Source organism: Paucibacter aquatile (genome assembly GCF_002885975.1).
In the GTDB taxonomy this organism is placed as follows: Bacteria; Pseudomonadota; Gammaproteobacteria; order Burkholderiales; family Burkholderiaceae_C; genus Paucibacter_A; species Paucibacter_A aquatilis.
Genome location: NZ_POSP01000001.1, coordinates 735,510 through 758,777 on the forward strand (window position 1 = coordinate 735,510; position 23,268 = coordinate 758,777).

Consider the following 23,268-nt stretch of genomic DNA (forward strand, 5'->3'; position numbering starts at 1 on the left):
GACATGACGACCACCGTTTCTCTTGTTGAACACCCCGAGGCCGGCGCGGCCAGCGCAGCATGTACGGCGCAGCCCTCCATGGTGGTGCGCGCCGAGCAGGCAATTGCCGCCGCCTGCGCCCAGCTGGGCCGCTGCCTGCAGCAGCTGGGCCCGCATTTCCCGGGGGACACCAGCAGGGGCAATTACTTTGCGCCCGCCGTCTGGCCCGAGGAGCCGGACGGCGTCAACAGCAGCTGGACGGCGGGCTTCTGGACCGGCCTGCTCTGGATGGCGCATGAGCTGAGTGGCGAGGCCCGTTTCGGCACGGCCGCAGCCGCCCAGCTGGACGGCTACTCGCGCAGGCTGGAGCGGCGCTTTGTGGTGGACCACCACGACCTGGGTTTTCTCTTCATGCCCTCTTGCGTGGCGGCGCTGCGCCAGGGGCCGCAGCCTCTGGCGCACGCCACGGCTTTGCAAGCGGCGGCCTTGCTGATGACGCGCTACCTGCCGCGCGCCGGCGTGGTGCAGGCCTGGGGCCGGTTGGAAGACCCGGCCCAGCGCGGCCGCATCATCATCGACTGCCTGCTCAACCTGCCCCTGCTGCACTGGGCAGCAGGGCAGGGCGGCGCGGCCGAGATGCGCGAGGCCGCCATCAGCCACGCCCAGCGCTCGCGTGAACACCTGGTGCGGCCCGACCACAGCAGCTTTCACACCTTCCACTTCGACCCCGAAACCGGCGCGCCCTTGCACGGCACCACGGCCCAAGGCGCCTCGGACCAGTCCTGCTGGGCGCGTGGCCAGGCCTGGGGCTTGTACGGCTTCTCGCTCAACCACCGCTGGGTGCCGGAGCAGGGCTTTTTGCAAACGGCCTGCCAGCTGGCCGACCACTTCCTGGCCCTGCTGCCCGAGCATGGCATTGCCTGCTGGGACATGAGCTTCCCGCCCGAGGCGGGCGAGCCCTGGGACAGCTCGGCCAGCGCGATCGCGGCATGCGGCCTGATGGACATTGCCGAGCAGCTGCCTGCGGCCGAGGCCGAGCGGGCGCAGCGCTATCGCGCGGCGGCCGACCGCATCCTCGACGGCCTGCTGCGCCACTGCGCCGGCTGGGATGCGCCCGGCAATGCCTTGCTGCGCCACGGCGTTTACAGCAAGCCCGATGGCTTGGGCGTGGACGAGGCCAGCCTGTGGGGCGACTTCTTCTTCCTCGAAGCCCTGGCCCGCCGCGCCCGTGGCTGGACGCCGTTCTGGCACCCGCCTGCGGCTTTGAGCTCAAGCCCGATCTCGACCCTGACCCCAACCCCGACCCCTGTTTGACCTGGGCTGCGCGGCGCCCCTGCTTGCCAATTCTTCTTTTTCTTCTCGATGCCTTCTCTCTCGCTTCCCTGACCTTTCCCTTCCGCTCCCCCCGACTCGCTGCGCAGATCAGATCAATACCTACACTGGAGACACGACCATGCGACCCTCGACTCAGACTCTCTTTGCCCCTCGTTCCGCTTCGGCTTTCCCGACCGTGCCGCACGCCGTGGCCATCGCCGCCGCCAGCTTCCTGGCCCTGGCCGCCGGCAGCGCTGCGGCGCAAAGCAATGCCTCGGCCGCCACGCCCGAAGCCAAGGCACCGGTGCAGAACCAGCTGGACACGGTGGTGATCAGCGGCATCCGCGCCTCCAAGGAAAAGTCGCTCAACGCCAAGCGCTTTGCCGATGGCGTGACCGAGGTGGTGAGCGCCGAGGACATCGGCAAGATGCCGGACAAGAACGTGGCTGACGCGCTGCAGAAGCTGCCGGGCGTGACCACCACCGCCGGCAGCGGCGGCCAGGGCGGCTATGACGAGAACGACCGGGTCAGCATGCGCGGCACCAACCCCAGCCTGTCGCTGACCACCATCAACGGCCACAGCGTGGCGTCGGCCGATTGGGACCCGGGCGACCAAATCGCCGGCGGCACGGGCTCCAACAGCTCGGGCGCGGCGCGCAGCGTCAGCTTCCTGCTGCTGCCATCGGAAATCGTCAGCCAGGTGGTGGTGCGCAAGAGCGCCTCGGCCGACCAGCTCGAGGGCGGCGTGGCCGGCTCGGTGGACATCATCACCCGCCGCCCGCTGGAGTTCAAAAAGCGCTTCTCGGCTGAGATCGGCTTGCAAGGTGTGTACGCCGACCAGGCCGGCAAGACCGACCCGCAGTTCAATGCCTTGTTCAACTGGAAGAACGAGGCCAACGACGCGGGTGTGATGCTGCAGGTGTTTGACCAGACCCGCCACATCCGTCGTGACGGCCAGTCCGAGATCACCTGGGCCCGCCTCTCGCCCACCACACCGGCCGGCCAGGCCAATGGCGGCCAGCTGGGCAACAAGCTCTACATCAGCGGCCTGATCAACAGCCTGTTCGAGCAGAAGCGCCAGCGCCAGGGCGCGGTGCTGGGCGCCGAGTTCAAGGTCTCGCCGGACCTGACGGTCAACCTCGACGCCTTCCACAGCGAGCTCAAGGCCAGCTATACCAACACCCGCTTCTTTGTGCGCCCCGGCAACTCGGTGGCGGCCAGCGGCGGCGTGGTGCCCAGCGAAGTGAGCCTGGACGGCGAGCGCATCAACGCCGCGCGCTTCAACAACACCGGCAATGCCATGGGCGCCCAGCTGGAGACGCAGGCCAACCCGCTGGCCGCCTCCAAGACCCAGTACCTGAATGCCGACTTCAACTACCGCGCCAGCGAGGCGCTGAGCTTCAAGGGCCAGGTCGGCCACACCCGCGCGCAGGGCGACACCTTCCTGTACTGGAACTACGCCTTCATGCCCAACACGGCCACGGCCTACAGCTTCCAGGGCATGGACAAACCGGTGCAGGTGAGCCTGCCCAATGGCTTTGACGGCAGCAAGCTCAGCCATCTGCCCGGCAACTCCGGCGCCGACAACAGCTTCAGCCAACAGCGCAGCAAGGACCGCGAGAACTACGGCCAGATCGACGGCGAGTACCGCTTTGCCGAGAGCAGCCTGATTTCGGCCCTCAAGTTCGGCGCCCGATTTGCCGAGCATGAGCGCGAGGGCAGCCGCCCGGTCAAGGGCGCCGCGCCGATGAACGCGACCAAGAACGGCCAAGTTGCACTGACCAGCTTGCCGGCCTGGGGCGGAGCCAGCTTCCCCGGCAACTTTGGCAGCGGCCTGGGCGGCAACCCCGGCGGCGTGGGCGTGCCCTTGATTGACCCGGCGGCCGTGGTGGCTTGGTCGGACGCCAACTTCTCGGCCGACCCCGTGTTCAACCGCCCACCCTCAGGCGTGTTCACGGTGAAGGAGAACGTCAGCGCCGCCTACGGCCTGGCCAAGCTGGCGCGAGACGACTGGCGCGCCGAGTTCGGCCTGCGCCTGGTGCGCACCCGAACGCAGGTCACCACCAACACCGGCGTGCCCTGCGGCGCCGTCACCGCCAACAATGGCCTGACCTACGGCAGCCCCGCCCAGGCCGAGGCCTGCAAGGGCTTTGTGCCCCCGGGCGCCACCCTGGTGACCGGTTCGCGCTTCGGCAACTTCTACATCAAGAGCACCGAGAGCAGCGACACCCAGGCCCTGCCCAGCGCCAGCTTCAGCTATGACCTGAGCGACAAGCTGCTGCTGCGGGTGGCGGCGGCCAAGGTGATGGCCCGCCCGGACTACAGCGCCCTGGGCTCGACGCTCAGCGCCTTTGCCTACAACCCGGCCAACAACCCGCCGTCCACCGCGGCCGGTGGCAATGCCGAGCTGAAGCCCGTGGTGGCCAAGAACTACAACCTCGGCCTGGAGTGGTACTTTGCGCGCCGCTCGGTGCTGTCGGCCCAGGTGTTCGTGATGGACTTCGACTCTCTGATCGGCGCGGGCAGCTCCATGCAGCAGCAGCTGAACACGGCCATCCCCCTGGCCCTGGGTGGCCCGGCCGTGGTGCCCACCCTGGTCAGTTCGCCGGCGGCCACCACCGGCCGTTCGCGCGGCCTGGAGCTGGGCTATGAGCAGCCGGTCTGGGGCGGCTTCGGTGTCTCGGCCAACTACACCTACGCCAATGCCAAGGAAGCCAACGGCAACCCCATGCTGGGCGCCTCCAAGAACAGCTACAACCTGGGCGCCTACTACGAAGACGAGGTCTTCAGCGCCCGCCTGGCGTATGCGCACCGCAGCGCCTCCCGCGTGGGCTTGTACGGCCTGTCGCAGAACTATCTGGCGGCATCGGGCACGCTGGCCGCTTCGGCCAACTACAAGCTCAACGACACGGTGACCCTGACCTTTGAAGGCCTGAACCTGAACAAGCCGGTGACCCGCTTCTACAACGCGGCCAATGCCACCGTGCCTTTTGATGCGACCACCGCGCTGTACAGCAGCGGCCGCCAGTTCTACGTCGGTTTGCGCCTGAAGTATTGATGATGGGTGCGGGCGCTGCCGCCGGTGCATCAGGCCGGCGGTGGCGCCTTTTTTGTCTTTGCTTGTTCCTTCTCTTTTTCCGGCGCTCGATCGTGTGAGGTTTCGATCGGCGCCGCGCTCATGCCATGCAGTCCCCCAGCGCATTTCCTACTTCTCCCCCTTCGACCTTTGCCGTGTGCGGCGATGACTTCGTGCTGAACGGCCAGCCGGTGCAGCTGCTGTCCGGCGCGCTGCATTACTTCCGCGTGCTGCCCGAGCAGTGGGAAGACCGCCTGCTCAAGCTCAAGGCCCTGGGCCTGAACACGGTGGAGACCTACGTGGCCTGGAACCTGCACGAGCCGCGGCCGGGCGAGTTCTGCTTCGAGGGCGGGCTGGACCTGGTGGCTTTTGTGCAGCTGGCCCAGCGCCTGGGCCTGTGGGTGATCGTGCGGCCCGGGCCTTACATCTGCGCGGAGTGGGAGTTCGGCGGCCTGCCGGCCTGGCTGCTGGCGGACAGTGACATGGCCTTGCGCTGCAGCTACCCGCCCTATCTGGCGGCGGTGGACCGTTTCTTTGCTGCGCTGCTGCCGCTTCTCACGCCGCTGCAGATCACCGAAGGCGGCCCCATCCTCGCCATGCAGGTGGAGAACGAGTACGGCAGCTACGGCAGCGACACCGATTACCTGGCCTGGACCGAGGCCAGCCTGCGCCGCCACGGCGTGCGCGTGCTGCTTTTCACCTCGGACGGCCCGACCGACCACATGCTGACCCACGGCACGCTGCCGCATCTGCTCAAGACCGGCAACTTTGGCTCGCGCGTGCCCTCGGAGCTGGCCAAGCTGCGCGAGCACCAGCCGCGCGGCCCGCTGATGTGCATGGAGTTCTGGAACGGCTGGTTCGACCACTGGGGCGAGCCTCACCACACCCGCGACGGCGAGGACGCCGCCCGCTGCCTGGGCCAGATCCTGGAGGCGGGCGCTTCGGTCAACATCTTCATGGTGCACGGTGGCACCAGCTTCGGCTTCATGAACGGGGCCAACACCGATCTCAAGACCGGGGCCTACCAGCCCACGGTCAACAGCTACGACTACGACGCGCCCCTGGCCGAGGACGGCAGCGTGACGCCCAAATTCATCGCCATGAAGGCAGTGATCCTGGCCCATCTGCGCGCGCAAGCGCAGGCCCGCGGCCTGCCGCCGCCCGATTTGCCACCGCTGCCGCCCGAGGCGCCGCGCTTTGATCGGCAAGGCCTGGCCCTGGTGCCGTGCCAGCCCTGGTTCGAGGCCTTGCAAGGCCTGGCGCCGACCCGCATCGATGTTTGCCCGCGCAGCATGGAGCAGCTGGGGCAGGACTACGGCTTCACGCTCTACCGCTGCCGGGTGCGCCACCCGAAAGGCCCGGTGACGCTGTCGGTGCAGGCCGTGCATGACCGCGCCCAGGTCTTTGTGGACGGCCGGCCGGTGGGCCTGCTGGAGCGCGACGGGCCCTTGAGCCTGGCGCTGGATTGGCCCGGCGGCGAGGCCACGCTGGAGCTGCTGGTGGAGAACCAGGGCCGGGTCAACTACGGCCCGCAGCTGCAGGACCGCAAGGGCCTGCTGGGCTGGGTGCGCCTGGGTATCAATGTGCTGCAGCGCTGGGAGCACTTCGCCTTGCCCCTGGCCGAGCTGCCGGCGGGCGCCACGCAGGCGCGCAGGGCCGGCTCGGTGCAGAGCGGCCTGCCGCAGTTCTTCAGCGCCGACTTTGAGGTGGACGAGCCGGGTGACTGCTTTGTGCGCCTGAACGGCGGCCACAAGGGCCAGGTCTGGATCAATGGCTTCAACCTCGGCCGCCACTGGGTGCGCGGCCCGCAGCTGGCGCTCTATCTGCCCTGGCCGCTGCTGCGCCCAGGCCGCAACTCGCTGACCGTGCTGGAGCTGCAGCCCGAGGCCGGCCAGGCCTTGAGCGCCGACTTCTGCGCCCGCCTGCCGCAAGCCGACGAGGTGGTGGACATGGCGCCGACGCTGGCGGAGCTGTGGTGATGGACGAATTGTTCGTCACGCCCGCACGCGGCCGACCCAGCCTGCCCCTGCCTGAGGCCGTGATGCGCTTCTACGTGCAGCAGGTGGCGGCGGGCATGAGCGTCACCCAGGCCTGCCGGCATGGGCGCTTTTCCGACACGACCTTTTACCGCTGGCGCCAGATCCTGGCGCAGACGGGTTCGGCCCAAGAGCTGAACCCGCCTGCGGCGGGCTGAGGGCGCGGATCAGCGCTGCAGCCGGAAGCGGACCTCGAAAGAGCGCCCGGCTGCCTGCGCCACATTGACCTGCAGTTGCACCGTGGGCGCCAGACGCAGCACGGTGATGCCGGGGCTGTTGGCCAGCACGGCGCTGGCGGCGCGCTGGATCTCCACGGTGATGCTGCCGGTGTTGACCTGGGTGGGGTCGGCCACGCTCAGGGCCAGCTCGTCGGCGCTCTCGCGCATCAGCACCGAGGCCTTGGCGCTGCTGCTCAGCAAGGGTTTGCCGTCGAGGTTCAGCGTTTTGCTGCCATTGGTCAGGAAGTTGGCGCCGACCAGGCCGAGGCTGCTGTCTTGCACGGCCAGCATGTCGGTGCTGCGCGCCAGGATCTTGAGCGCGGGCTGGGCCGCGAAGGCGGCGGTCTGCGTGGCGCTGCGGCCGGGCAGGATGACATAGCTGTAGCTGGCGGCCGTGGGTTTGAGGCCGTGCGGGATGGCCAGGCTCAGGTAATGGGCGTTGACCGTGTCGTCCAGCTCCTGGGACTTGATGGCCTTCCAGCTGCCGCTGCGCTGCTCGCGCAGGGCTTGCACGGTGGGCCGGTCGGGGAAGACATAGCCGATGTCTGCGCCCGGCTGGCTGCCGGCCAGATGAGCCCAGGCGGTGTTGCTGAGGCTGGCGCTCCAGCCCGGCATGCTGGGTTGTGCCTGGCCGCCCACGGTCAGGGTGTTGCTGCCGCTGGTGTTGAGCTTGCGGTTCTCGACCACAGTCTCCACGGCCAGGCTGTTGCCGCTGCTGATGGCCCCACCCAGGGCGATGATCTTGTCGCCGAACAGGAACCAGGCCTTCTTGCCCTTGAGCGAGCTACCGGTCACGTTGAGCGCACCGAAGTCCAGCGTGGCGATGGCGTAGCGGCCTTCGAGCTGGGCGCCGCCGACCCAGTTGCTGGTGTTCTTGATCAGGGCCCAGTTCTTGAGGGCGGCGCTGCTGCGGTCGGTGGTGGTGCCGGGCAGGCGCAGCAGGTCGACCGTGGCCCAATAGTCGCCATCGAAGGCCTGCTGGTCGGCGTTGTGCAGGCTGCTCATGCCCATACCGGTCCACCAGGGGCGCAGGTTCTCGCCATTGCCCGATTCGTAGGCGCTGATGCGGTTGGAGAACAGGCTTAAATCGAAGCTGAAATCGGCATGGCGCAGCACGGCGCGGTCCATGGCGGCGAAGACCTGGGCGCCGGGCCGCTCGGGCGCGGGGCTGAGGCTGGTGTTGGCCTGCAGGCCTTGCAGCAGGCTGATTTCATGCAGGCTGAACTTGGCGCAGGCGCTGTCGGGCGCCAGGGTTTGGCCTGTGAAGCAAGTCGGGCCGAGGTAGCGGTTGCGCTGCAGCCAGCCCTTGACCATTTCCTTGAGCGGCTGCGCCTGGGCCGCAGGCGCGCCCTCGGCCAGGCGCAGCAGCGACCCCATCAGGCTGCGGCCGGCGGAGTGGTTGCTGGAACTGCGCCGGGCGATGGCACGGCCACGCACCGAATCGGTCATGGCACCATCGCGCACCAGGGGGCGGAAGGCCCGCTCGCTCCAGTCGTAGACATTGTTGAGCTGCGGGTCGTTGGGGGCCCAGAGGCTGCCCTGCAAGAGCAGCAGCAGGCGCGAGAGGCTGTCCAGCATCACCAGGCCGTAGCTGCCGGTGTAGGCCACGTAGCTGTGCTGAATGAAGGAGCCGTCGGCGTAGAAGCCATCACCCTGGGTGACGTAGTGCAGGGTCTGGCTGATCGCATCGCGGGCGTGGCGCAAGCGCTCGTCCGAGCCACCGAGCGCGCCACGCACGCCGACGATCAAGGCCTTGTCCAGGCGGTTGGCCCCGGTTTCCTCGAGGCTGGGCTGGTTGCCGCGGCGGGTGGCGTCGGGCACGTAGAAATCAATCGTGGCGAGGTAGCGGCTGCGCTCCTCGGCGCTGAGTGCGCCATGCATCAAGGTCAGGATGCTGCTCAAGGCCTGCGGCGCGCCGATCTCCCAATCCCACCAGTTGCCGTAGCGGCTGAGGCCCGGGCGGTATCGATTGGCGTGCATCCAGGCCAGGCCTTCGATCACGTCGCTGGCCAGCGTGGGGTGGCCGAACAGGCGCGAGCCCGGCGTGGCCTGGGCGCGCGCCATCAGCAGGAGGCGCGCGTAGTGGCTGGTCAGCACCGAGGCATCGCTGCTGCTTTGCAGATCGGGCCACAGGCCCGGCGTGCTGCTGGAGAGGTTGATGGCCTGCCAGTGCAGCTCGGCCTTGTCGGCCAGCTCGGCCAGGGCGGCCTGGCGCTCGGGCAGGGTGCTGGGGCTGCCGGTCAGCTGCTGCAGCCAGCGGCTGCGCAGCTGGGCGTAGTCGCTCTCGGTCTGGGCTTGGGCGGTCTGCAGGGCCAGGCTGCCGGCCAGGGCCAGCAGGGTGGGGCGCCAGAGCCGGGCGCGTTGCATGGGCACCATCTTCTTCATCATCATGTCGACGTCTCCTCGGTGTGGGCCGGCCATGGGGTGGCTGGCGTGTTATTTGAGGTGAACGTTAACATTTTGTGCGGCTGGTGGAGCTAGGGTTGTCGCCAGGAGGGGCGGTGCCAAGACGCTCAGCCCTGGGCGGGGCCGTGTTCACTCGCCTTGGGCGGCGGGCAACTCCTTGGGCGCACCGAACATGAAGCAGTCGATGAAGGTGAAGTAGAGCGAGGTGTAGAACACCGTCGTCAGCATCAGGCCCACCGGCATGGCCACCAGGGGCAGGTACTGGCCGAGGCCGAGCGCGCCGAGCAGCAGGCTGCAGATGGCCGAGGCGCCCATCAGCAGGCCGCCCCAGAGCAGGGCGTTGTAGGCGAAGGCCGTCTTGTTGCGCCAGACGCCCAGGGTGCTGGAGAACAGGGCTTGCATCAGGCCCTGGCCGCCCCAGTGGATCAGGGCCGGCGCATGCCAGAAGGGGATGGACAGCAGGCCGGCCAGGCCCAGGCGTGTGACTGCGCCCCAGAACAGGCGTGGGTCGGCCAGCAAGGCCTCGACCTCGGCCTTGGGCGCATCCTTGCCGAGCAGGGTTTGCAACTGCTCCATCGCACCGCCGTCCACCCACTCGGCCAGCAGGCTGATGCCCACGGTGGCCAGGGCGTAGATGGCGCCCAGCAGCAGCTGGTTGTTGCGCCGCTGCTGGGTCAGCTTGAGCGGCGCCAGGAACACGGCGGCGGTCGGCGTCTTCTCTTGCAGCACCAGATGGGTGGCAAGCATGAAGCCCAGGGAGAGCAGGGGCACGGCCATCAGCAGCGCGACCATGCCCACACCCGGCAGGAGCAGCAGCACAAAGGCCAGGAACACAAAGGTGGCGAACAGGCTGGCCAGGGCCAGGGGGCGGCGCTGGAAGACCTTGAAGCCATGGCGTATCCAGAGCAGGCCGTTGCGTGCCGGCACGGTCTGCAGGTGCAGCATCATGGCGGGGGTGGGGCGGCTGGCGTCACTCATTCCGTGGACTTCTCAAAAACTCGATGGGGGCGTGGTGGGGCGCGTGTGGGCGCTTCACGTGGATGGGAGGGCATGCCAGGCGCGCGCGATGCGCTCGCGCAGCACGCGCTCGAAATGGCTGGGGTCATGCGGCTTGAGCAGGCTGGCCTGGCGCGGCAGGTGCACATCCCAGAGCCGCGAGATCCAGAAGCGCAGCGCTGCCGCGCGCAGCAGGGCGGGCAGCAGGCGATGCTCGGTGCCGCTGAGCGGCCGCACGGATTCGTACGCGGTCACAAAGGCCTGGGCGCGTGCTTCGTCGAGGCGGCCGCTGGCCAGGTCGATGCACCAGTCGTTCAGGCACACGGCCAGATCGAAGAGCCAGGTGTCGACACCGGCGAAATAGAAATCGAAGAAGCCGCTCAGGCGCTCGCGCCCCTGCAGGGGCTGCACGCCCTCGGGCTGCGGCGGCAGCAGCTCGAACATCACGTTGTCGCGGAACAGGTCGGCGTGGATGGGCCCGCGCGGCAGCTCGGCAAAGCTCTGCGAGGCGGCCAGCTGCTGCTGGTAGGCCAGCTCTTCGCGCAGCAGCGCCGCTTGCTCGGGCGCCAGATGGGGCAGCAGCACGGGCACGGTGTCGGTCCACCAGGCCAGGCCGCGCAGATTGGGTTGGTGCAGGGGGAAGTCCTGGCCGGCCAGATGCATGCGAGCCAGGGCGGCGCCGACCTGCTCGCAGTGGAAGAGATCGGGCGCCAGCTGGTGGCCGCCGCGCAGCTTGTTGACCAGGGCGGCCGGCTTGCCCTGGATCTCGAACAGGATCTCGCCCCGCGCGTCGGCCTGCGGGTCGGGCACGGCCAGGCCGCGCGCGGCCAGGTGCTTCATGAACTGCAGGTAGAAGGGCAGCTGCTCGAAGCTCAGTCGCTCGAACAGGGTCAGCACGAACTCACCGCGTTCGGTGGTCAGGAAGTAGTTGGTGTTCTCGATGCCGGCGCCAATGCCGCGCAGCTCCAGCACCTGGCCCAGGTCCAGGCGGTTGATCAGGGCTTGCGCCTGCTCCAGTGTCACTTCGGTAAATACGGCCATGTCAGCACTGCTTGATCGCTTGCTACAGCGTGGGAATCGAGGCGGGCGCGGCGGCGGCTTGAGGGGTGAGGCTCAGGCGGCCGGGCCTCGCACTCAGAAGTTGAAAACGTTCCAGACGCGCTTGCCGGCGGCGCCGCGCGTGGAGCCCGGGCCGGCCGACAGGTCGCGGCTGCCATCGCCCATGATGATTTCGTAGCTCGGTAGCTTGCTGTTCTTGGACTGGACCGTGACCTTCTGGGTCTGGCCGCGCACCCGGGTCTCTTCGATGCGGGTGCTGTCGTCCTCGATCACGGTGACGGTCACGCGCGCATCGGCCACGCCATCGGCAGCTGCGGCCGCAGGGGCTTCAGGCGCTGGGGCGGGCTTGGCTGGCGCCGGATCGGCGGCCTGGGCCGAGGCGCAAAGCAGGGCGCTCAGCAGAGCCAGGGCGGCCGGCAATGATCGAAACCAAAGTGTCGAGGAGTTCATGCTTGCATTCTAGGGCCGGGGGCTCGGGCCCTGCGGCTGCAAGGGCGCTGCGCTGCGGGCCTTGTTGCGGCGGCTCCTGCCTAACCCGCAGTTCGCACAGCGCTTGTTGGCCCCTGGGGTTTTGCGCTAGGATGGCGCCCTGTTGGTGCTCGTGGGACTCCCAAAAGTCCTGCAGTTAAACGGGAATCAGTAGATGCAAGCCGTCCCTTCGGACCTTGCCTGACTGAGCTGCCCCCGCAACGGTGCGTGAACGAAGCGGCCTGGCCTTGCGCCAAGCCGGCCTCAGGGTTCATCTCAAGCCACTGGATGTTGTTGTCTGCATCTGGGAAGGCGATGGACTCGATTTCACCAGCCCGGATACCGGCCAACGAAGCGGTGCGCCGCAGCCCTTGGGCTGCCGCACCATGTGGCGAAAACCTGCGGGGAAGCGGGCGATCGCGCTGTTTCGGTGTCTCTACCCATGGATTCCTCTCCCTCCTAGGCCCTGATCGGGTCTGAGTTTCGGGTTCTCGCTCGTCGGGCCGTTGTGCCGTTGTGCCCTTGTGCTGATTCGCTTGCGCGTTTGCGCCGCAGCGACCGGCTGAGGCTGCTGCATGGCCGATTGCGGCAGGCGCCGCACCGTTGACCCCGCGTCTCATCCCCCCCCGAGAACTGTTTTCCCGCTGACGCGTGTGCCCGGCTCTGGCCGAGGCCTGCGCGTGGCCTGTCCCTGCGCGACCCGCTCTCGGCTGCGCTGTGTTCCACCGCCCCTTCATTCCACTCCCATCGGAGCTGCCACCATGCACATCGAACCCGGGCTGATCGCCCCCGCCAAACTGACCCTGGCCGCCGCCGTGGCCGCGCCGCTGGTGCTGGCGCATCTGCCGCCGCTGTTCAAGCAGCCGGCGCTCTTGCTGCGCACCTTGCTGGCGGCGCTGTTCTTCTCGCTCTTCATGCAGGCCTTTCACATGAAGGCGGGCCCGTCGGAGCTGCATTTCCTCGGCGCCATGCCGCTCTACCTGAGCTTTGGCTTTGTGCCCACGCTTTTGGGCCTGCCCCTGGGCCTGCTGCTGCAAGGCCTGGTGTTCGAGCCGCAGGATCTCGTGCATCTGGCGGTGAATTCGTTGTCGCTGATGCTGCCGCTGATGGCGGTGCACCACGGCCTGGCCCGGCGCCTGGTCCACGGCGAGCGGCCGGTCACGGTCAAGACTTTGCTGCAGCTGGACAGCGCCTACTACGGCGGCGTGATTGCCATGGTGGGTTTCTGGCTGGCCATGGGCCAGGGCGAGACCAGCCTGGCCGAGTGGGCGCGCTTTGCCGTGGCCTACGCACCGGTCGTGCTGCTGGAGCCCCTGGTGACCCTGGGCACGCTGTGGCTGCTGCGTGCCGATGGCCCGCTGCGCCGCCTGCCGCTGGCGGCCCAGTGCTTTGCACCGCAGCCGGGCCGGGCATGAGCGAGGCGCGAGCCGAGCCCGGCACGGTCTGGTTTGTCGGCGCCGGCCCGGGTGACCCGGACCTGATCACGGTCAAGGGCCGGGGCTTGATCGAGCGCGCCGGCGCCATCCTGTTTGCTGGCTCCCTGGTCGACGAGGCAGCCACGCGCTGGGCACCGCCGGGCTGCGAGATTGCCGATTCCAAGGGCATGACGCTGGACCAGATGTCGGCCTGGCTGATCGAGCGTGCCGCGCGCCATGAGACGGTGCTGCGCCTGCAGACCGGCGACCCGGCGCTCTACGGCGCGCTGATGGAGCTGGTGCAACCGCTCGATGCGGCGGGCGTGCCGCTGCGCGTGGTGCCGGGCGTGTCTTCGGCCATGGCCTCGGCCGCGGCGGCGGTGGAGACCTTCACCCTGCCGGAGCTGACGCAGACGGTGATCTTCACCCGCGTGGCCGGGCGCACGCCCATGCCGGCGGGCGAGGAGCTTGCGGCCCTGGCCGCGCACCGCTGCACCTTGTGCATCTTTCTGTCCATCACCTTGCTGGGCCAGCTCACGGCCGAGCTGCGCGCGGCCGGCTGGGCCGAAGACGCGCCCATGCTGGTGGTGCACAAGGCCTCCTGGCCGGGCGAAGAGCAGATCCTGCGCGCCACCCTGGCCGATGTGAAGCAGCGCTGCCGCGAGGCCGGCATCGTCAGCCAGTCCATGGTCATCGCCAGCCCGACCCTGGGCTCGCGCCACTGGCCCGAGCTGGCCAAGTCCAAGCTCTACGACCCCAGCTTCACCCACCGCTTCCGCCGTGCCAGCGTGCCGGCCCAGCCCGAACTCTGAGGCGCAACTTTCATGTCAATCACTCCCAACGAAACCCTTCTGCTGGTGGGCCACGGCTCGCGCGAAGCCGGCGCCAACGACGAGATCGAGGCCTTTGCCGAGCAATGGCGCCAGCGTCAGCCGGGCTGGCGCATCGAGGTCTGCTTCATCGAGTTTGCGCCGGTGATGCTGCACGGCGGCCTGCGCCGCGCCGCCGCCGGTGCGCAGCGCGTGCTGGTGCTGCCGCTGATCCTCAATGCCGCGGGGCATGTGAAGATGGACATCCCGCAGGCCATCGACAGCGCGCGCCTGGACTGCCCCGGCACGCAGTTCCTCTATGCCCCGCACCTGAGCGCCTGCGACCCCATCCTCGCCCTGCTCAAGCGCCGCCTGCGCCAGGCCATGATGAGCCTGGACATGCCCGACCCGCGTAACACCGGTGTGGTGCTGCTGGGCCGCGGCGCCTCGGACCGTCAGGCCAATGGCGATGTGGCCAAGATGGCGCGCTGGCTGCTGGAGGAGGGCGACCATGAGCTGGTCGATGTGGCCTTCACCGGCATCACCCACCCGCGCCTGGAACGGGTGGTGCAACGCCATAGCCAGCAGCTGATGACGCAGATCGTCGTCCTGCCTTACTACCTGTTCAGTGGCACCCTGATCAGCCGCATCCAGCGCCAGGTCGAGCATCTGCGCCTGCAGTACCCGCAGCTGCGCTTTGCCCTGGCCGATTACTTCGGGGCGGAGCGCGAGATCTTCGAGCTGCTGGAGCAGCGCGCCGCCGATCTGCGCGCCGGCGCCCCGGCCGCCCTGATGCCTTGCGACGGCTGCAAGTTCCGCGAGATCGCCGTCAGCCTGGGGCATGGCGGCCATCACCATGGGCCGGAGCCGCATGTGCACGATCACGACCATGGGCATGACCATTCGCATGCGCATGACCAAGCGCATTCGCACGACCACACACATGAGCACAGTCGCGCGCACGGTCACGAGCACCACCACCCTCACCACCATCACCCCCACGACGCCCATGCCCACGGGCATGCCCCGGCATGAGTATCCACCAGGCCCAGGGCAACACCGTCACCGAGCAGCTGACCGCGGCCGGCCGGGCCATCGAGCATGACTCTTTCGCGGTGATTGACCGCGAGGTCGGCCCGCACGGCTACGACGCGCTGCAGTGGCCGGTGGTGCGCCGCATGATCCACGCCAATGCCGATTTCGATTTCAACGGCCTGACGGACTTTCACCCGCAGGCGGTCGAGGCCGGCTTGGCCGCCATCCTGGCCACGGGCGGGCGCGCGCCCAGCCGCGTGGTCGCCGATGTGGAGATGATCTGCGTCGGCCTCTCGCGCCCGCGCCTGGCGCATTTCGGCATGGGCACGCATCAGTTCATCAGCGATGCCGATGTCATTCGGGACGCTGGCGAACAAGGCACGACCCGCGCCGTGCAGGCCATGCGCAAGGCCCAGACCCTGGGCCTGCTGGACGGGGCCATCGTCGGCATCGGCAATGCGCCCACGGCCCTGATCGAGCTGGTGCGCCTGATCCGCGAGCAGGGCGTGCGCCCGGCTCTGGTGGTGGGCATGCCGGTCGGTTTTGTCTCGGCGGCCGAGAGCAAGGACTTGATGGCCGAGCTGGACGAGGTGCCCTGGATCGTCATCCGCGGCCGCAAGGGCGGCTCCACCCTGGTGGTGGCGGCCATCCACGCCCTGCTGGGCCTGGCCGAGGCGCGCGAGCTGCAGCACAAGGGATCGGCTCAGCCATGATGGACAAGACCGTCAAGCGCGGCACCCGCACCGGCTTCACCACCGGCGCCTGCTCGGCCGCGGCCGCGCGGGCGGCGGTGCTGGGCCTGGTGCATGGCGCCGTGCCCGAGACGGTGGAATGCCTTTTGCCCAATGGCCAGCGGGTGCAGTTCGCCGTGCAGGACGGTCGCTGCGAAGGCGAAGGCCTGGCCCGTGTCGCTCATGCCATGGTCATCAAGGATGCCGGCGACGACCCCGACTGCACCGACAAAGCCCATCTGACCGCCGATGTGCGCCTGCGTCCCGAGCTGCAGGGTCAGGTCTTGCTGGCCGGCGGCTTCGGCGTCGGCACGGTCACCATGCCGGGCCTGGGCCTGGCGGTGGGCGGCCCGGCCATCAACCCGGTGCCGCGCCGCAATATCGAGGACAACGTGCGCGAGATCGGCCAGAGCCTGCTCGACGAGCTGGGCCTGGAGGTCTGCATCTCGGTGCCGCAAGGCCTGGAGATGGCCAAGAAAACACTCAACACGCGACTGGGCATCCTCGGCGGCATCTCCATCCTGGGCACCACCGGCATCGTCAAGCCTTACTCGACGGCGGCCTACCGGGCCAGCGTGGTGCAGGGTGTGCAAGTGGCTGGCACCACGGGGGCCGGCATGGTGGCCCTGACCACCGGCGGGCGAACCGAGAAGTTCGTCATGGCCGAGTTCCCGGAGCTTCCCCAGGCCTGCTTTGTGCAGATGGGCGACTTCCTGCGCTATGCGCTGGACGCGGCGGTCAAGGCCCGTCTGGCCCATGTGGTGATCGGCGGCATGGTGGGCAAGCTGACCAAGATCGCCCAGGGCGAAACCATCACCCACGCCGGCCGCGCCGAGGTGGACACCGGCCTGCTGGCCGAGCTCTGCGCCGGCATCGGCGTGCCGGCCGAGGTCTGCGAGGACATCCGAAACGCCGAAACCGCCCGTTATGCCAGCGAGCGCGTCGAGGCCCTGGGCCTGGTGCTGGAGTTCCACCAGGCCCTGGCCGAGCGCGTGGTGCAGACCCTGATGGGACGCTACCCGGGCAAGTTCCGCCTGACCGTGCTGGTCTGCGATTTCGAGGGCCGCAAGCTGGCCGAGGCGGCCAGCGATTGAAGAACACCCAGATGACAGACATGACGATTTCCGAAACCCACACCCATGTGCCGCGCCTGCCGCTGGGCGAGGACACCCGCTACGAAGGCCAGCGCTTCAGCGGCCGGCGCTGCCAGGTGATCGGCGTGCTGGACGATGGCGCGGCCAGTCTCAGTGCGGCCGCCCTGGCCCAGCTGCGCGCGGCCGACTGCGTGATCGGCGCGGCCCGCACCCTGGCTTTGTTCGAGGCCGAGATCGCGCCCGGCGCGCGCCGGCATGAGATCGGCAGCGCCCTGTCCCAGGTGCCGCTCTGGGTCCGCGAGGCCCAGGCCCAGGGCCAGCGCTGCGTGGTGCTGGCCACCGGCGACCCGCTGTGCTTTGGCATCGCCAGCTATCTGGCGGCACGCCTGTGCATCGACGCGCTGGAGGTGCTGCCGAACTTGAGCACCATCCAGCTGGCCTGCGCCCGCCTGGGCCTGCCCTGGCAGGACTTGAAGTTCTGCTCGGTGCACAGCCGCGATGCCGGCGAGTGGCAGCCGGGCGCCGATGCCTCGCATGGGCTCTACGCCTTGCTGCAGACCCTGCGCCAGCAGGAGCGGGTGGCCGTGCTGACCAGCCCTGAGAACAGCGCCGACCGCATCGCCCGCATGCTGCTGGCCGAGGGGCTGGGCGAGGCCTTTCAGATCGCCGTGGCCGAATCCCTGTGCCAGCCGGGCGAGCGGGTGCGGGCCGAGCTCAGCGTGGCCGAGGTGGCCGAGCTGCGCTTTGCGCCCCTGCATGTGATGCTGTTGCTGCGCCTGCAGCCGCGGCCGCGGCCGGTGCTCTTCGGCCTGGCCGATGAGATTTTTGAGCAACGCCAGCCGGAGAAGGGCCTCTTGACCAAACGCGAGGTTCGCGCGGTGTCGCTGGCGCGCCTGCAGCTGCGTGCCAACAGCATCGTCTGGGACATCGGCGCCGGCTCCGGCTCGGTGGGCCTGGAGGCGGCGCGGCTCTGCCCCGAGGGCCATGTCTACGCCATCGAGAAGAACAGCGAGGACGCCGCCATCATCGAGCGCAATCGCCGCAGCCTGGGCCTGAGTAACCACAGCAGCCAACAGGGCCGCGCGCCCGAGGGCCTGGAGGCATGGCCCGCGCCGGATGCGGTGTTCATCGGCGGCTCGGGCGGTGAGCTGGTCGAGCTGATCGAGCGCGTGTTCTCCCGGCTCAAGCCCCAGGGCTGGCTGGTGATGAACTTCGTGACCCTGGAGAACCTGGCCACGGCGGTGGCTGCGCTGAAAGCCGTGGGCGCGAGCTGGGATGTGCTGCAGCTGCAGGCCTCGCGCAGCAAGCCCATCCTGCACATGCACCGGCTGGCGGCCGAGAACCCGGTCTGGGTGGTCTGCGCGCAGCGCGGGACTGCGACATGAGTGAGAAGCTCGTGCAAGCCAAAGGGACGCTGTACGGCGTCTCGCTGGGCCCCGGCGACCCCGGGCTCATCACCCGCCGCGGCTGGGCCTTGCTGGAGCGGCGTGATGCCGTCTGGACCTATCCGGTGCGCAGCCTGCGCAAGGACAGCTATGCCCTGGACATCGCCCTGCGCGCCGGCCTGCAGCCGCCCGCGCAGCACCAGTCCCTGCTGTTTCCGATGACACATGACGCGGAGAAGCTGGCCCGCCACTGGCGCAAGGCGGCCGAGACGGTGCGGGCCCTGCTGGACGGCGGGCAGGACGTGCTCTTCCTGGTCGAGGGCGATGCCTCCACCTACGCGAGCTTTGGCTACCTGGCCCGGGTGCTGCGCGAGCTGGAGCCCGAGGCCCGCATCGAGATCGTCGCCGGGGTCAATTCCTTCAACGCCGCCTGCGCCCAGTTGCAGATGCCGCTGTCCGAGCAGGACGACACCATCGCCATCGTGCCGGCGGCCTACGGCATCGCCGCGGTCGAACGTATGTTGGAGGACTTCGACACCCTGGTGCTGATGAAGGTCAAGCCCCTGCTGGACGACTTGATCGATCTGCTGGCGCGCCGCGGCCTGCTGGCCCACAGCCGCTTCATCGAGAAGGCCGGCAGCCCGGTGGAGCGCATCGTCCACGAGGTGGCCAGCCTGCGCGGGACCAAAGTCAATTACTTGTCCCTGCTGCTGGTGCGCAACCCGGGGCGGGTGCGCGGCGAGCTGCAGCGCGGCTGCCGCAAGAAGGAAAGCCAGGCTGACGCCGAGCCGGAAGAGGCACCACAACCCGATGAAAGCGAAACATGAATCCTGAGAACCTCATCGCGGCACCGCGCGTGGTCCTGGTCGCCATCACCAAGCATGGCGCCGCCCAGGTGGCGGCCCTGGCGCGCGAGCTGCCGCAGGCCGAGCTCTGTGTGGCCGAGAAATTCGCGCCGACTCTGGCCGGACTGGCCAATCCGCTCCGCGTCTACAGCGGAGCCTTCAAGGACGAGATGGCCGCGCTGTTCGCGCGTTACGACCAGATCGTGTTCTTCGTCTCCCTGGGTGCCGTGGTGCGGCTGATCGCACCGCATCTGAAGAGCAAGGACGAGGACCCCGGCGTGCTGGTGGTCGACGATGCGGGCGAGTTCGTCATCCCCGTGCTCAGCGGCCATGTCGGCGGCGCCAATGCCATGGCCGAGCAGATCGCGGCCCTGCTGCGCGCCACGCCGGTGCTGACCACGGCCTCGGATGTGGGCAAGACCATTCCGGTAGACATCCTGGGTCGCGAGCTGGGCTGGCGGGTCGAGGCGCCCAAGATCAACATCACCCGCGTCTCCGCCCATGTGGTCAACGAGGAACCAATCGCTTTTGTGCAGGAGGCCGGCAGCCCGCATTGGTGGACCCGGCCGACGCCGCTGCCGGCCCACATCCAGCGTTTCGAGCGCTTGTCCGAGGTGGACCTGGCCCGCTTCAAGGCCGTGCTCTGGGTGACGCATGCGGAGGTGCCTGAAGTCCTCTGGCAGCGCCTGGCCGAGCGCCTGGTCGTGTACCGGCCGCCGCTGGCATGAGCATGTGCCTGCCTTGCGAGGGCCCGGTGGTGCTGGGCCTGGGCTGTGACCGTGGCACCTCGGCCGAGACCATCGCCCAGGCGGTGGCCCAGGCCCTGGTGCGCCTGGGCTGCGGCTCGGCCCAGGTGCGCGGCCTGGCCAGCATCGCGCTCAAGGCCGACGAGGCGGGCCTGCTCGCCTTTGCCGCGGCCCAGGGCTGGCCGTTGCGCTTTTTCAGCGCGGCCGAGCTGGCCCGTGTCGAGGTGCCCAACCCCTCGGAGACGGTGCGGCGCCACACCGGCACGCCATCGGTCAGCGAGGCGGCGGCCCTGCTGCTGGGCGGCGGCCGGGTCAGCGATCTGCTGCTGGAAAAACACAAGCACCGCGGCGCCGATGGGCGCCATGCCACCGTGTCGGTGGCCCGCTCACACAAGGAATGAAGCCATGAATGAAGCACAAAACCCCAGCGAGGCCAACCATCCCAACCCCGGCCGCATCTCGCTGGTGGGCATCGGCCCTGGCAGCGTCGAGCACATGACCCTGCGCGCGCGCGCAGCCATTGCCGAGGCCGATGTGGTGATCGGTTATGTCACCTACATCAAGCTGGTGGCCGATCTGCTGGAAGGCAAGGAGATCGTGCGCAAAGGCATGACCGAGGAGCTGGACCGGGCCGTCAGCGCGCTGGAGCAGGCCCGCCTGGGCAAGAAGGTGGCGCTGATTTCCTCGGGCGATGCCGGCGTCTACGGCATGGCCGGGCCCACCTACGAGGTGCTGTTCCAGGCCGGCTGGACGCCGGACGACCCGGTGCAGCTGGAGATCGTGCCCGGCGCCTCGGCCATCAATGCCTGCGCCTCGCGCGTGGGTGCGCCGCTGACGCATGACTTCTGCTCAATCTCTCTGTCCGACCTGCTGACGCCCTGGCCGACGATTGCGCGCCGGCTCGATGCCGCCGCGGCGGCGGATTTTGTGGTGGCGCTCTACAACCCCAAGAGCGGCCGGCGCACGCGCCAGATCGTCGAGGCGCAGCGACTCTTCCTGCGCCACCGCCGTCCGGACACACCGGTGGCCGTGGTCAAGAGCGCCTACCGCCGGCGCGAGCGCATCGAGTTCACGACCCTGGACCGCATGAGCGAGTGCGAGATTGGCATGTTGAGCACGGTGCTTATCGGCAACAGCAACACCGTGATCCAGCATGGCCTGATGGTCACGCCGCGCGGCTATGCCAACAAGTACGACCTGAGCGAAGGCGGCGAGACGCGCGCGGGTGAGCGGCCAGGACGCTCGCTGTCCACCGGCCTGCTGGGCTGGCTGGAAGGGCTGCAGGCCGACCATGCCGCGGGCGACAGCATCGAGGTTCTGGCCGCGCGCCACCGCCTGCCGCCTGACTACATCCGCGCCACGCTGAGCGAGGCGCTGGAGGACGAGCCCGTCGAGGCTGCCACTGAGGAAGCGGCCTGAACGATGGGTCTGTGGGAGCAGAAAGAAGAAGTGTGTGTGTTTGAAGTGAGCCAGAGAACAAAGATGAAGTGCATGGAACGAGGGAAGCCAGGGCCGTGGAGCCGGACCTTGTGGTGGCAGGGCCTGAGCCTGGCCTTGCTGTCGCCGGCCTGGGCAGAAGCTGCGGCGGAGGCAAGCGCGTCTGCGCCTGCGAGCCCGCAGGCTCTGCAGCGGGTGGAGGTGCAGGGGCAAGCGCAGCGCGGGGCACGCAGTGTCTTGCAGGCGCCGCAAAGCACCGCCTCCCGCCTGGGCCTGAGCCCGCTGGAAACGGCCGCCAGCGTCGAGGTGCTGGACGTGGAGCGCCTGCGCGCGCGGGGTGACGCGAGCGTGGCTGAGCTGGTCTCGCGCAGCACCGGCCTGGCGGCGTTAGGTTCGCCCGGCTCGGGCAGCACCTACAGCAGCCGCGGCTTCAGCGGCAATGATTCGGTGGCCCAGGCCGAGGACGGCCTGCGCATGGCCACGGCCTCGGGCACCCAGTCCAGCCCGGGGGACAGCTTTGGCTATGAGCGCATCGAGATCCTGCGCGGACCGGCCTCGGTGCTGTTTGGTGACGGCGCCATCGGCGGCCTGATCAATCTGGTGCGCAAATCGCCGGGCCGCGAGGCGCGCAGCGAACTCACCGCCGGCTTAGGGACAGACGGTGAGTACCGCCTCGGTCTTGGCCTGGGCCGGCCTTTGGGCGAGCAACTCGGGCTGCGCCTGGATGCGCTGGCCAAGGGCGGCGATGGCTTCGTCGCGCGCGGCCAGCACCGCAACCGCAAGCTGATGAGCATGCTGCGCTGGCAGGCCACGCCCGATCTGCGCGTGGACCTGAGCCTGGACATCCACCGCGACAGCCCCACGGCCTACTTTGGCTCTCCCTTGAAGAATGGCCAGCTCTGGGCCGAGCTGCGCGGCGAGAACTACAACATCAGCGATGCGATCTGGCGCATGGACCAGGAGCGCGCTCGCGCCCGCCTGGACTGGCAGCTGGCCGAGGGCCTGGCCGCCCGCGTGGTGGCCTACCGCTTCGAAGCCGACCGGCGCTGGCAGAACCTGGAGGAGTACGCGCTCAGCGCCGATGCGCAGACGGTGCAGCGCTCAGGCTATCTGGGCATCGCGCATGAGCTGCGTCAGAACGGGCTGCGCGCCGAGCTGCTGGGGCAGGGCGGGCAGGGTGGGCCGGGTGCTCGTCTGAACTGGTCGCTGGGCGCAGAACGCATGGATCTGCGCTTTCAGCATGCCAACGATTTGTACGAGTACAAGACGGTCAGCAGCGTGCCCCTGCATGGCTTCGACCCCGGCCTCTACATCGCCGCGGCCGAGCTGCTGCCCCGCAACCGCTCGCAGACCGAGCAGCTGGCCCTGTTCGCCGAGGCCGACTGGCAGCCGCTGGACGGCTGGCATCTCAGCGCCGGCCTGCGCCGCGACCGCAGCGTCGTCGATCGCCAGATCCTTTCGCCCAAGCCCGATGCCTGGAGCGGCCGCTTCACGCCCACGGCCTGGCGCCTGGGCACGGTCTGGCAACTCAGCCCGGCACAAAGCCTCTACGGCCAGCTCAGCAGCGGCACCGACCCGGTCGGCACCATCGCCACACTGAGCAAGGCCAATGCTGCCCTGCGCCTGACCGAGGGCCGGCAGGCCGAAGTGGGCTTCAAGCAGGCGGGCGCGGAGCTGGAGTGGACGGCGGCTCTGTTTCAGATCGCCAAGACGCACATCCTGACGCCCGACCCCAAGAACCCGCGCGAGAGCGTGCAGGGCGGCCGACTGCGCTCGCGGGGCCTGGAGCTAGGCCTGGCCTGGACGCCGGCGCCGGGCTGGCGCATCGATGCCAATGTCAGCCTGCTGCGCGCCCGCTACACCGAGCTCTTCGACAGCGCCGGCCTCTCGCTGGCGGGCAAGCGCGCGCCGAATGTGGCCGAGCGCCTGGCCAATCTCTGGCTCAGCCGCCAGCAGGGCGACTTCGACCTGGGCGCCGGCCTGCGTCATGTCGGCCAGCGCTACACCAGCACCGCCAACACGCAAAGCCTGCCGGGCTACACCGTGCTCGATGCCTCGCTAGGCTGGCGCTTCAGCCGCCAGGGCGCGCTGCGCCTGCAGCTGCGCAATCTGGGTGACCGGCTCTATGCCAGCAGCACCTACACCGCCAGCCAGGCCATGCTGGGCAAGCCGCGCAGCGCCGATCTGGTGCTGGACTACCGCTTCGACTGACAGCCGGG

The 23,268-nt window shown here is 69.0% G+C and carries 19 protein-coding genes and 1 riboswitch; of the genes, 15 read left to right on the forward strand and 4 right to left on the reverse strand.

Annotation, left to right across the window (positions count from 1 at the left end):
* Positions 1 to 3: 3 nt before the first annotated feature.
* The 4 genes from C1O66_RS03170 to C1O66_RS03185 all read left to right on the forward strand — a co-directional run bounded on the left by C1O66_RS03170 (position 4) and on the right by C1O66_RS03185 (position 6,563).
* Positions 4 to 1,293, forward strand: a complete 1,290-nt coding sequence (locus C1O66_RS03170) for a glycoside hydrolase family 88 protein (protein ID WP_165794442.1) — start codon at positions 4 to 6, stop codon at positions 1,291 to 1,293.
* A gap of 139 nt (positions 1,294 to 1,432) precedes the next feature.
* Positions 1,433 to 4,351, forward strand: coding sequence for a TonB-dependent receptor (locus C1O66_RS03175; RefSeq protein ID WP_102766525.1), 2,919 nt, complete (start codon positions 1,433 to 1,435; stop codon positions 4,349 to 4,351).
* Between the two features lie 125 nt (positions 4,352 to 4,476).
* A complete protein-coding gene (locus C1O66_RS03180) occupies positions 4,477 to 6,348 on the forward strand; it encodes a glycoside hydrolase family 35 protein (protein ID WP_102766526.1) in 1,872 nt (623 codons plus the stop codon).
* Positions 6,348 to 6,563 carry a helix-turn-helix domain-containing protein gene (locus tag C1O66_RS03185; RefSeq protein ID WP_102766527.1) on the forward strand — a complete coding sequence of 72 codons (216 nt, stop codon included), beginning with the start codon at positions 6,348 to 6,350 and terminating at the stop codon, positions 6,561 to 6,563. Before C1O66_RS03180 ends, C1O66_RS03185 begins: the two co-directional genes overlap by 1 nt.
* A gap of 9 nt (positions 6,564 to 6,572) precedes the next feature.
* Here C1O66_RS03185 and C1O66_RS03190 read toward each other — a convergent pair whose 3' ends face one another.
* The 4 genes from C1O66_RS03190 to C1O66_RS03205 all read right to left on the reverse strand — a co-directional run bounded on the left by C1O66_RS03190 (position 6,573) and on the right by C1O66_RS03205 (position 11,534).
* Positions 6,573 to 9,014, reverse strand: coding sequence for a polysaccharide lyase 8 family protein (locus C1O66_RS03190; protein ID WP_165794443.1), 2,442 nt, complete (start codon positions 9,012 to 9,014; stop codon positions 6,573 to 6,575).
* A gap of 144 nt (positions 9,015 to 9,158) precedes the next feature.
* A complete protein-coding gene (locus C1O66_RS03195; RefSeq protein WP_102766529.1) occupies positions 9,159 to 10,007 on the reverse strand; it encodes a BPSS1780 family membrane protein in 849 nt (282 codons plus the stop codon).
* Between the two features lie 54 nt (positions 10,008 to 10,061).
* Positions 10,062 to 11,066, reverse strand: a complete 1,005-nt coding sequence (locus C1O66_RS03200; protein WP_102766530.1) for a homoserine kinase — start codon at positions 11,064 to 11,066, stop codon at positions 10,062 to 10,064.
* A 93-nt stretch (positions 11,067 to 11,159) separates the two neighbouring features.
* Positions 11,160 to 11,534, reverse strand: a complete 375-nt coding sequence (locus C1O66_RS03205; RefSeq protein ID WP_133155081.1) for a hypothetical protein — start codon at positions 11,532 to 11,534, stop codon at positions 11,160 to 11,162.
* A gap of 126 nt (positions 11,535 to 11,660) precedes the next feature.
* Positions 11,661 to 11,917, forward strand: a riboswitch (cobalamin riboswitch).
* Positions 11,918 to 12,313: 396 nt separating this feature from the next.
* Between C1O66_RS03205 and C1O66_RS03210 the strand changes: the two genes are divergently transcribed.
* From C1O66_RS03210 to C1O66_RS03260, 11 genes are all read left to right on the forward strand, one after another.
* Positions 12,314 to 12,967, forward strand: a complete 654-nt coding sequence (locus C1O66_RS03210) for an energy-coupling factor ABC transporter permease (RefSeq protein ID WP_102766532.1) — start codon at positions 12,314 to 12,316, stop codon at positions 12,965 to 12,967.
* Entirely contained in the window at positions 12,964 to 13,779 is an 816-nt protein-coding gene (gene cobM / locus C1O66_RS03215) for a precorrin-4 C(11)-methyltransferase (RefSeq protein ID WP_102766533.1), read from the forward strand. Before C1O66_RS03210 ends, cobM begins: the two co-directional genes overlap by 4 nt.
* A 12-nt stretch (positions 13,780 to 13,791) precedes the next feature.
* The gene (locus tag C1O66_RS03220; protein WP_102766534.1) at positions 13,792 to 14,811 is read left to right on the forward strand and encodes a sirohydrochlorin chelatase; all 1,020 of its coding nucleotides are present in this window, start codon (positions 13,792 to 13,794) and stop codon (positions 14,809 to 14,811) included.
* Positions 14,808 to 15,524, forward strand: coding sequence for a precorrin-8X methylmutase (locus tag C1O66_RS03225; RefSeq protein ID WP_102766535.1), 717 nt, complete (start codon positions 14,808 to 14,810; stop codon positions 15,522 to 15,524). The genes C1O66_RS03220 and C1O66_RS03225 overlap by 4 nt, the downstream gene beginning before the upstream one ends.
* A complete protein-coding gene (locus C1O66_RS03230) occupies positions 15,521 to 16,636 on the forward strand; it encodes a cobalt-precorrin-5B (C(1))-methyltransferase (protein ID WP_102766536.1) in 1,116 nt (371 codons plus the stop codon). Before C1O66_RS03225 ends, C1O66_RS03230 begins: the two co-directional genes overlap by 4 nt.
* A gap of 20 nt (positions 16,637 to 16,656) precedes the next feature.
* A complete protein-coding gene (gene cbiE, locus C1O66_RS03235) occupies positions 16,657 to 18,021 on the forward strand; it encodes a precorrin-6y C5,15-methyltransferase (decarboxylating) subunit CbiE (RefSeq protein WP_102766537.1) in 1,365 nt (454 codons plus the stop codon).
* Complete coding sequence (gene cobI, locus C1O66_RS03240) at positions 18,018 to 18,848, forward strand: precorrin-2 C(20)-methyltransferase (RefSeq protein ID WP_207795886.1); 831 nt, start codon at positions 18,018 to 18,020, stop codon at positions 18,846 to 18,848. The genes cbiE and cobI overlap by 4 nt, the downstream gene beginning before the upstream one ends.
* Complete coding sequence (locus C1O66_RS03245) at positions 18,845 to 19,594, forward strand: cobalamin biosynthesis central domain-containing protein (protein ID WP_102766538.1); 750 nt, start codon at positions 18,845 to 18,847, stop codon at positions 19,592 to 19,594. The genes cobI and C1O66_RS03245 overlap by 4 nt, the downstream gene beginning before the upstream one ends.
* A complete protein-coding gene (locus C1O66_RS03250; RefSeq protein WP_243392682.1) occupies positions 19,591 to 20,013 on the forward strand; it encodes a cobalamin biosynthesis protein in 423 nt (140 codons plus the stop codon). Before C1O66_RS03245 ends, C1O66_RS03250 begins: the two co-directional genes overlap by 4 nt.
* 4 nt (positions 20,014 to 20,017) lie before the next feature.
* Positions 20,018 to 21,031 (forward strand): precorrin-3B C(17)-methyltransferase, encoded by a 1,014-nt coding sequence (cobJ, locus tag C1O66_RS03255; protein WP_102766540.1) that lies wholly within the window; start codon positions 20,018 to 20,020, stop codon positions 21,029 to 21,031.
* A gap of 72 nt (positions 21,032 to 21,103) precedes the next feature.
* On the forward strand, positions 21,104 to 23,260 hold the full coding sequence (locus C1O66_RS03260) for a TonB-dependent receptor (RefSeq protein WP_165794444.1): 2,157 nt from the start codon (positions 21,104 to 21,106) through the stop codon (positions 23,258 to 23,260).
* Positions 23,261 to 23,268 lie beyond the last annotated feature (8 nt).

Excerpts from the sequence above, each read along its gene's own strand:
- C1O66_RS03170 (WP_165794442.1), top strand. The coding sequence starts at position 4 with ATGACGACCACCGTTTCTCTTGTTGAACACCCCGAGGCCGGCGCGGCC.
- C1O66_RS03175 (WP_102766525.1), top strand. The coding sequence starts at position 1,433 with ATGCGACCCTCGACTCAGACTCTCTTTGCCCCTCGTTCCGCTTCGGCT.
- C1O66_RS03180 (WP_102766526.1), top strand. The coding sequence starts at position 4,477 with ATGCAGTCCCCCAGCGCATTTCCTACTTCTCCCCCTTCGACCTTTGCC.
- C1O66_RS03185 (WP_102766527.1), top strand. The coding sequence starts at position 6,348 with ATGGACGAATTGTTCGTCACGCCCGCACGCGGCCGACCCAGCCTGCCC.
- C1O66_RS03190 (WP_165794443.1), bottom strand. The coding sequence starts at position 9,014 with ATGATGATGAAGAAGATGGTGCCCATGCAACGCGCCCGGCTCTGGCGC.
- C1O66_RS03195 (WP_102766529.1), bottom strand. The coding sequence starts at position 10,007 with ATGAGTGACGCCAGCCGCCCCACCCCCGCCATGATGCTGCACCTGCAG.
- C1O66_RS03200 (WP_102766530.1), bottom strand. The coding sequence starts at position 11,066 with ATGGCCGTATTTACCGAAGTGACACTGGAGCAGGCGCAAGCCCTGATC.
- C1O66_RS03205 (WP_133155081.1), bottom strand. The coding sequence starts at position 11,534 with ATGAACTCCTCGACACTTTGGTTTCGATCATTGCCGGCCGCCCTGGCT.
- C1O66_RS03210 (WP_102766532.1), top strand. The coding sequence starts at position 12,314 with ATGCACATCGAACCCGGGCTGATCGCCCCCGCCAAACTGACCCTGGCC.
- cobM (WP_102766533.1), top strand. The coding sequence starts at position 12,964 with ATGAGCGAGGCGCGAGCCGAGCCCGGCACGGTCTGGTTTGTCGGCGCC.
- C1O66_RS03220 (WP_102766534.1), top strand. The coding sequence starts at position 13,792 with ATGTCAATCACTCCCAACGAAACCCTTCTGCTGGTGGGCCACGGCTCG.
- C1O66_RS03225 (WP_102766535.1), top strand. The coding sequence starts at position 14,808 with ATGAGTATCCACCAGGCCCAGGGCAACACCGTCACCGAGCAGCTGACC.
- C1O66_RS03230 (WP_102766536.1), top strand. The coding sequence starts at position 15,521 with ATGATGGACAAGACCGTCAAGCGCGGCACCCGCACCGGCTTCACCACC.
- cbiE (WP_102766537.1), top strand. The coding sequence starts at position 16,657 with ATGACGATTTCCGAAACCCACACCCATGTGCCGCGCCTGCCGCTGGGC.
- cobI (WP_207795886.1), top strand. The coding sequence starts at position 18,018 with ATGAGTGAGAAGCTCGTGCAAGCCAAAGGGACGCTGTACGGCGTCTCG.
- C1O66_RS03245 (WP_102766538.1), top strand. The coding sequence starts at position 18,845 with ATGAATCCTGAGAACCTCATCGCGGCACCGCGCGTGGTCCTGGTCGCC.
- C1O66_RS03250 (WP_243392682.1), top strand. The coding sequence starts at position 19,591 with ATGAGCATGTGCCTGCCTTGCGAGGGCCCGGTGGTGCTGGGCCTGGGC.
- cobJ (WP_102766540.1), top strand. The coding sequence starts at position 20,018 with ATGAATGAAGCACAAAACCCCAGCGAGGCCAACCATCCCAACCCCGGC.
- C1O66_RS03260 (WP_165794444.1), top strand. The coding sequence starts at position 21,104 with ATGGAACGAGGGAAGCCAGGGCCGTGGAGCCGGACCTTGTGGTGGCAG.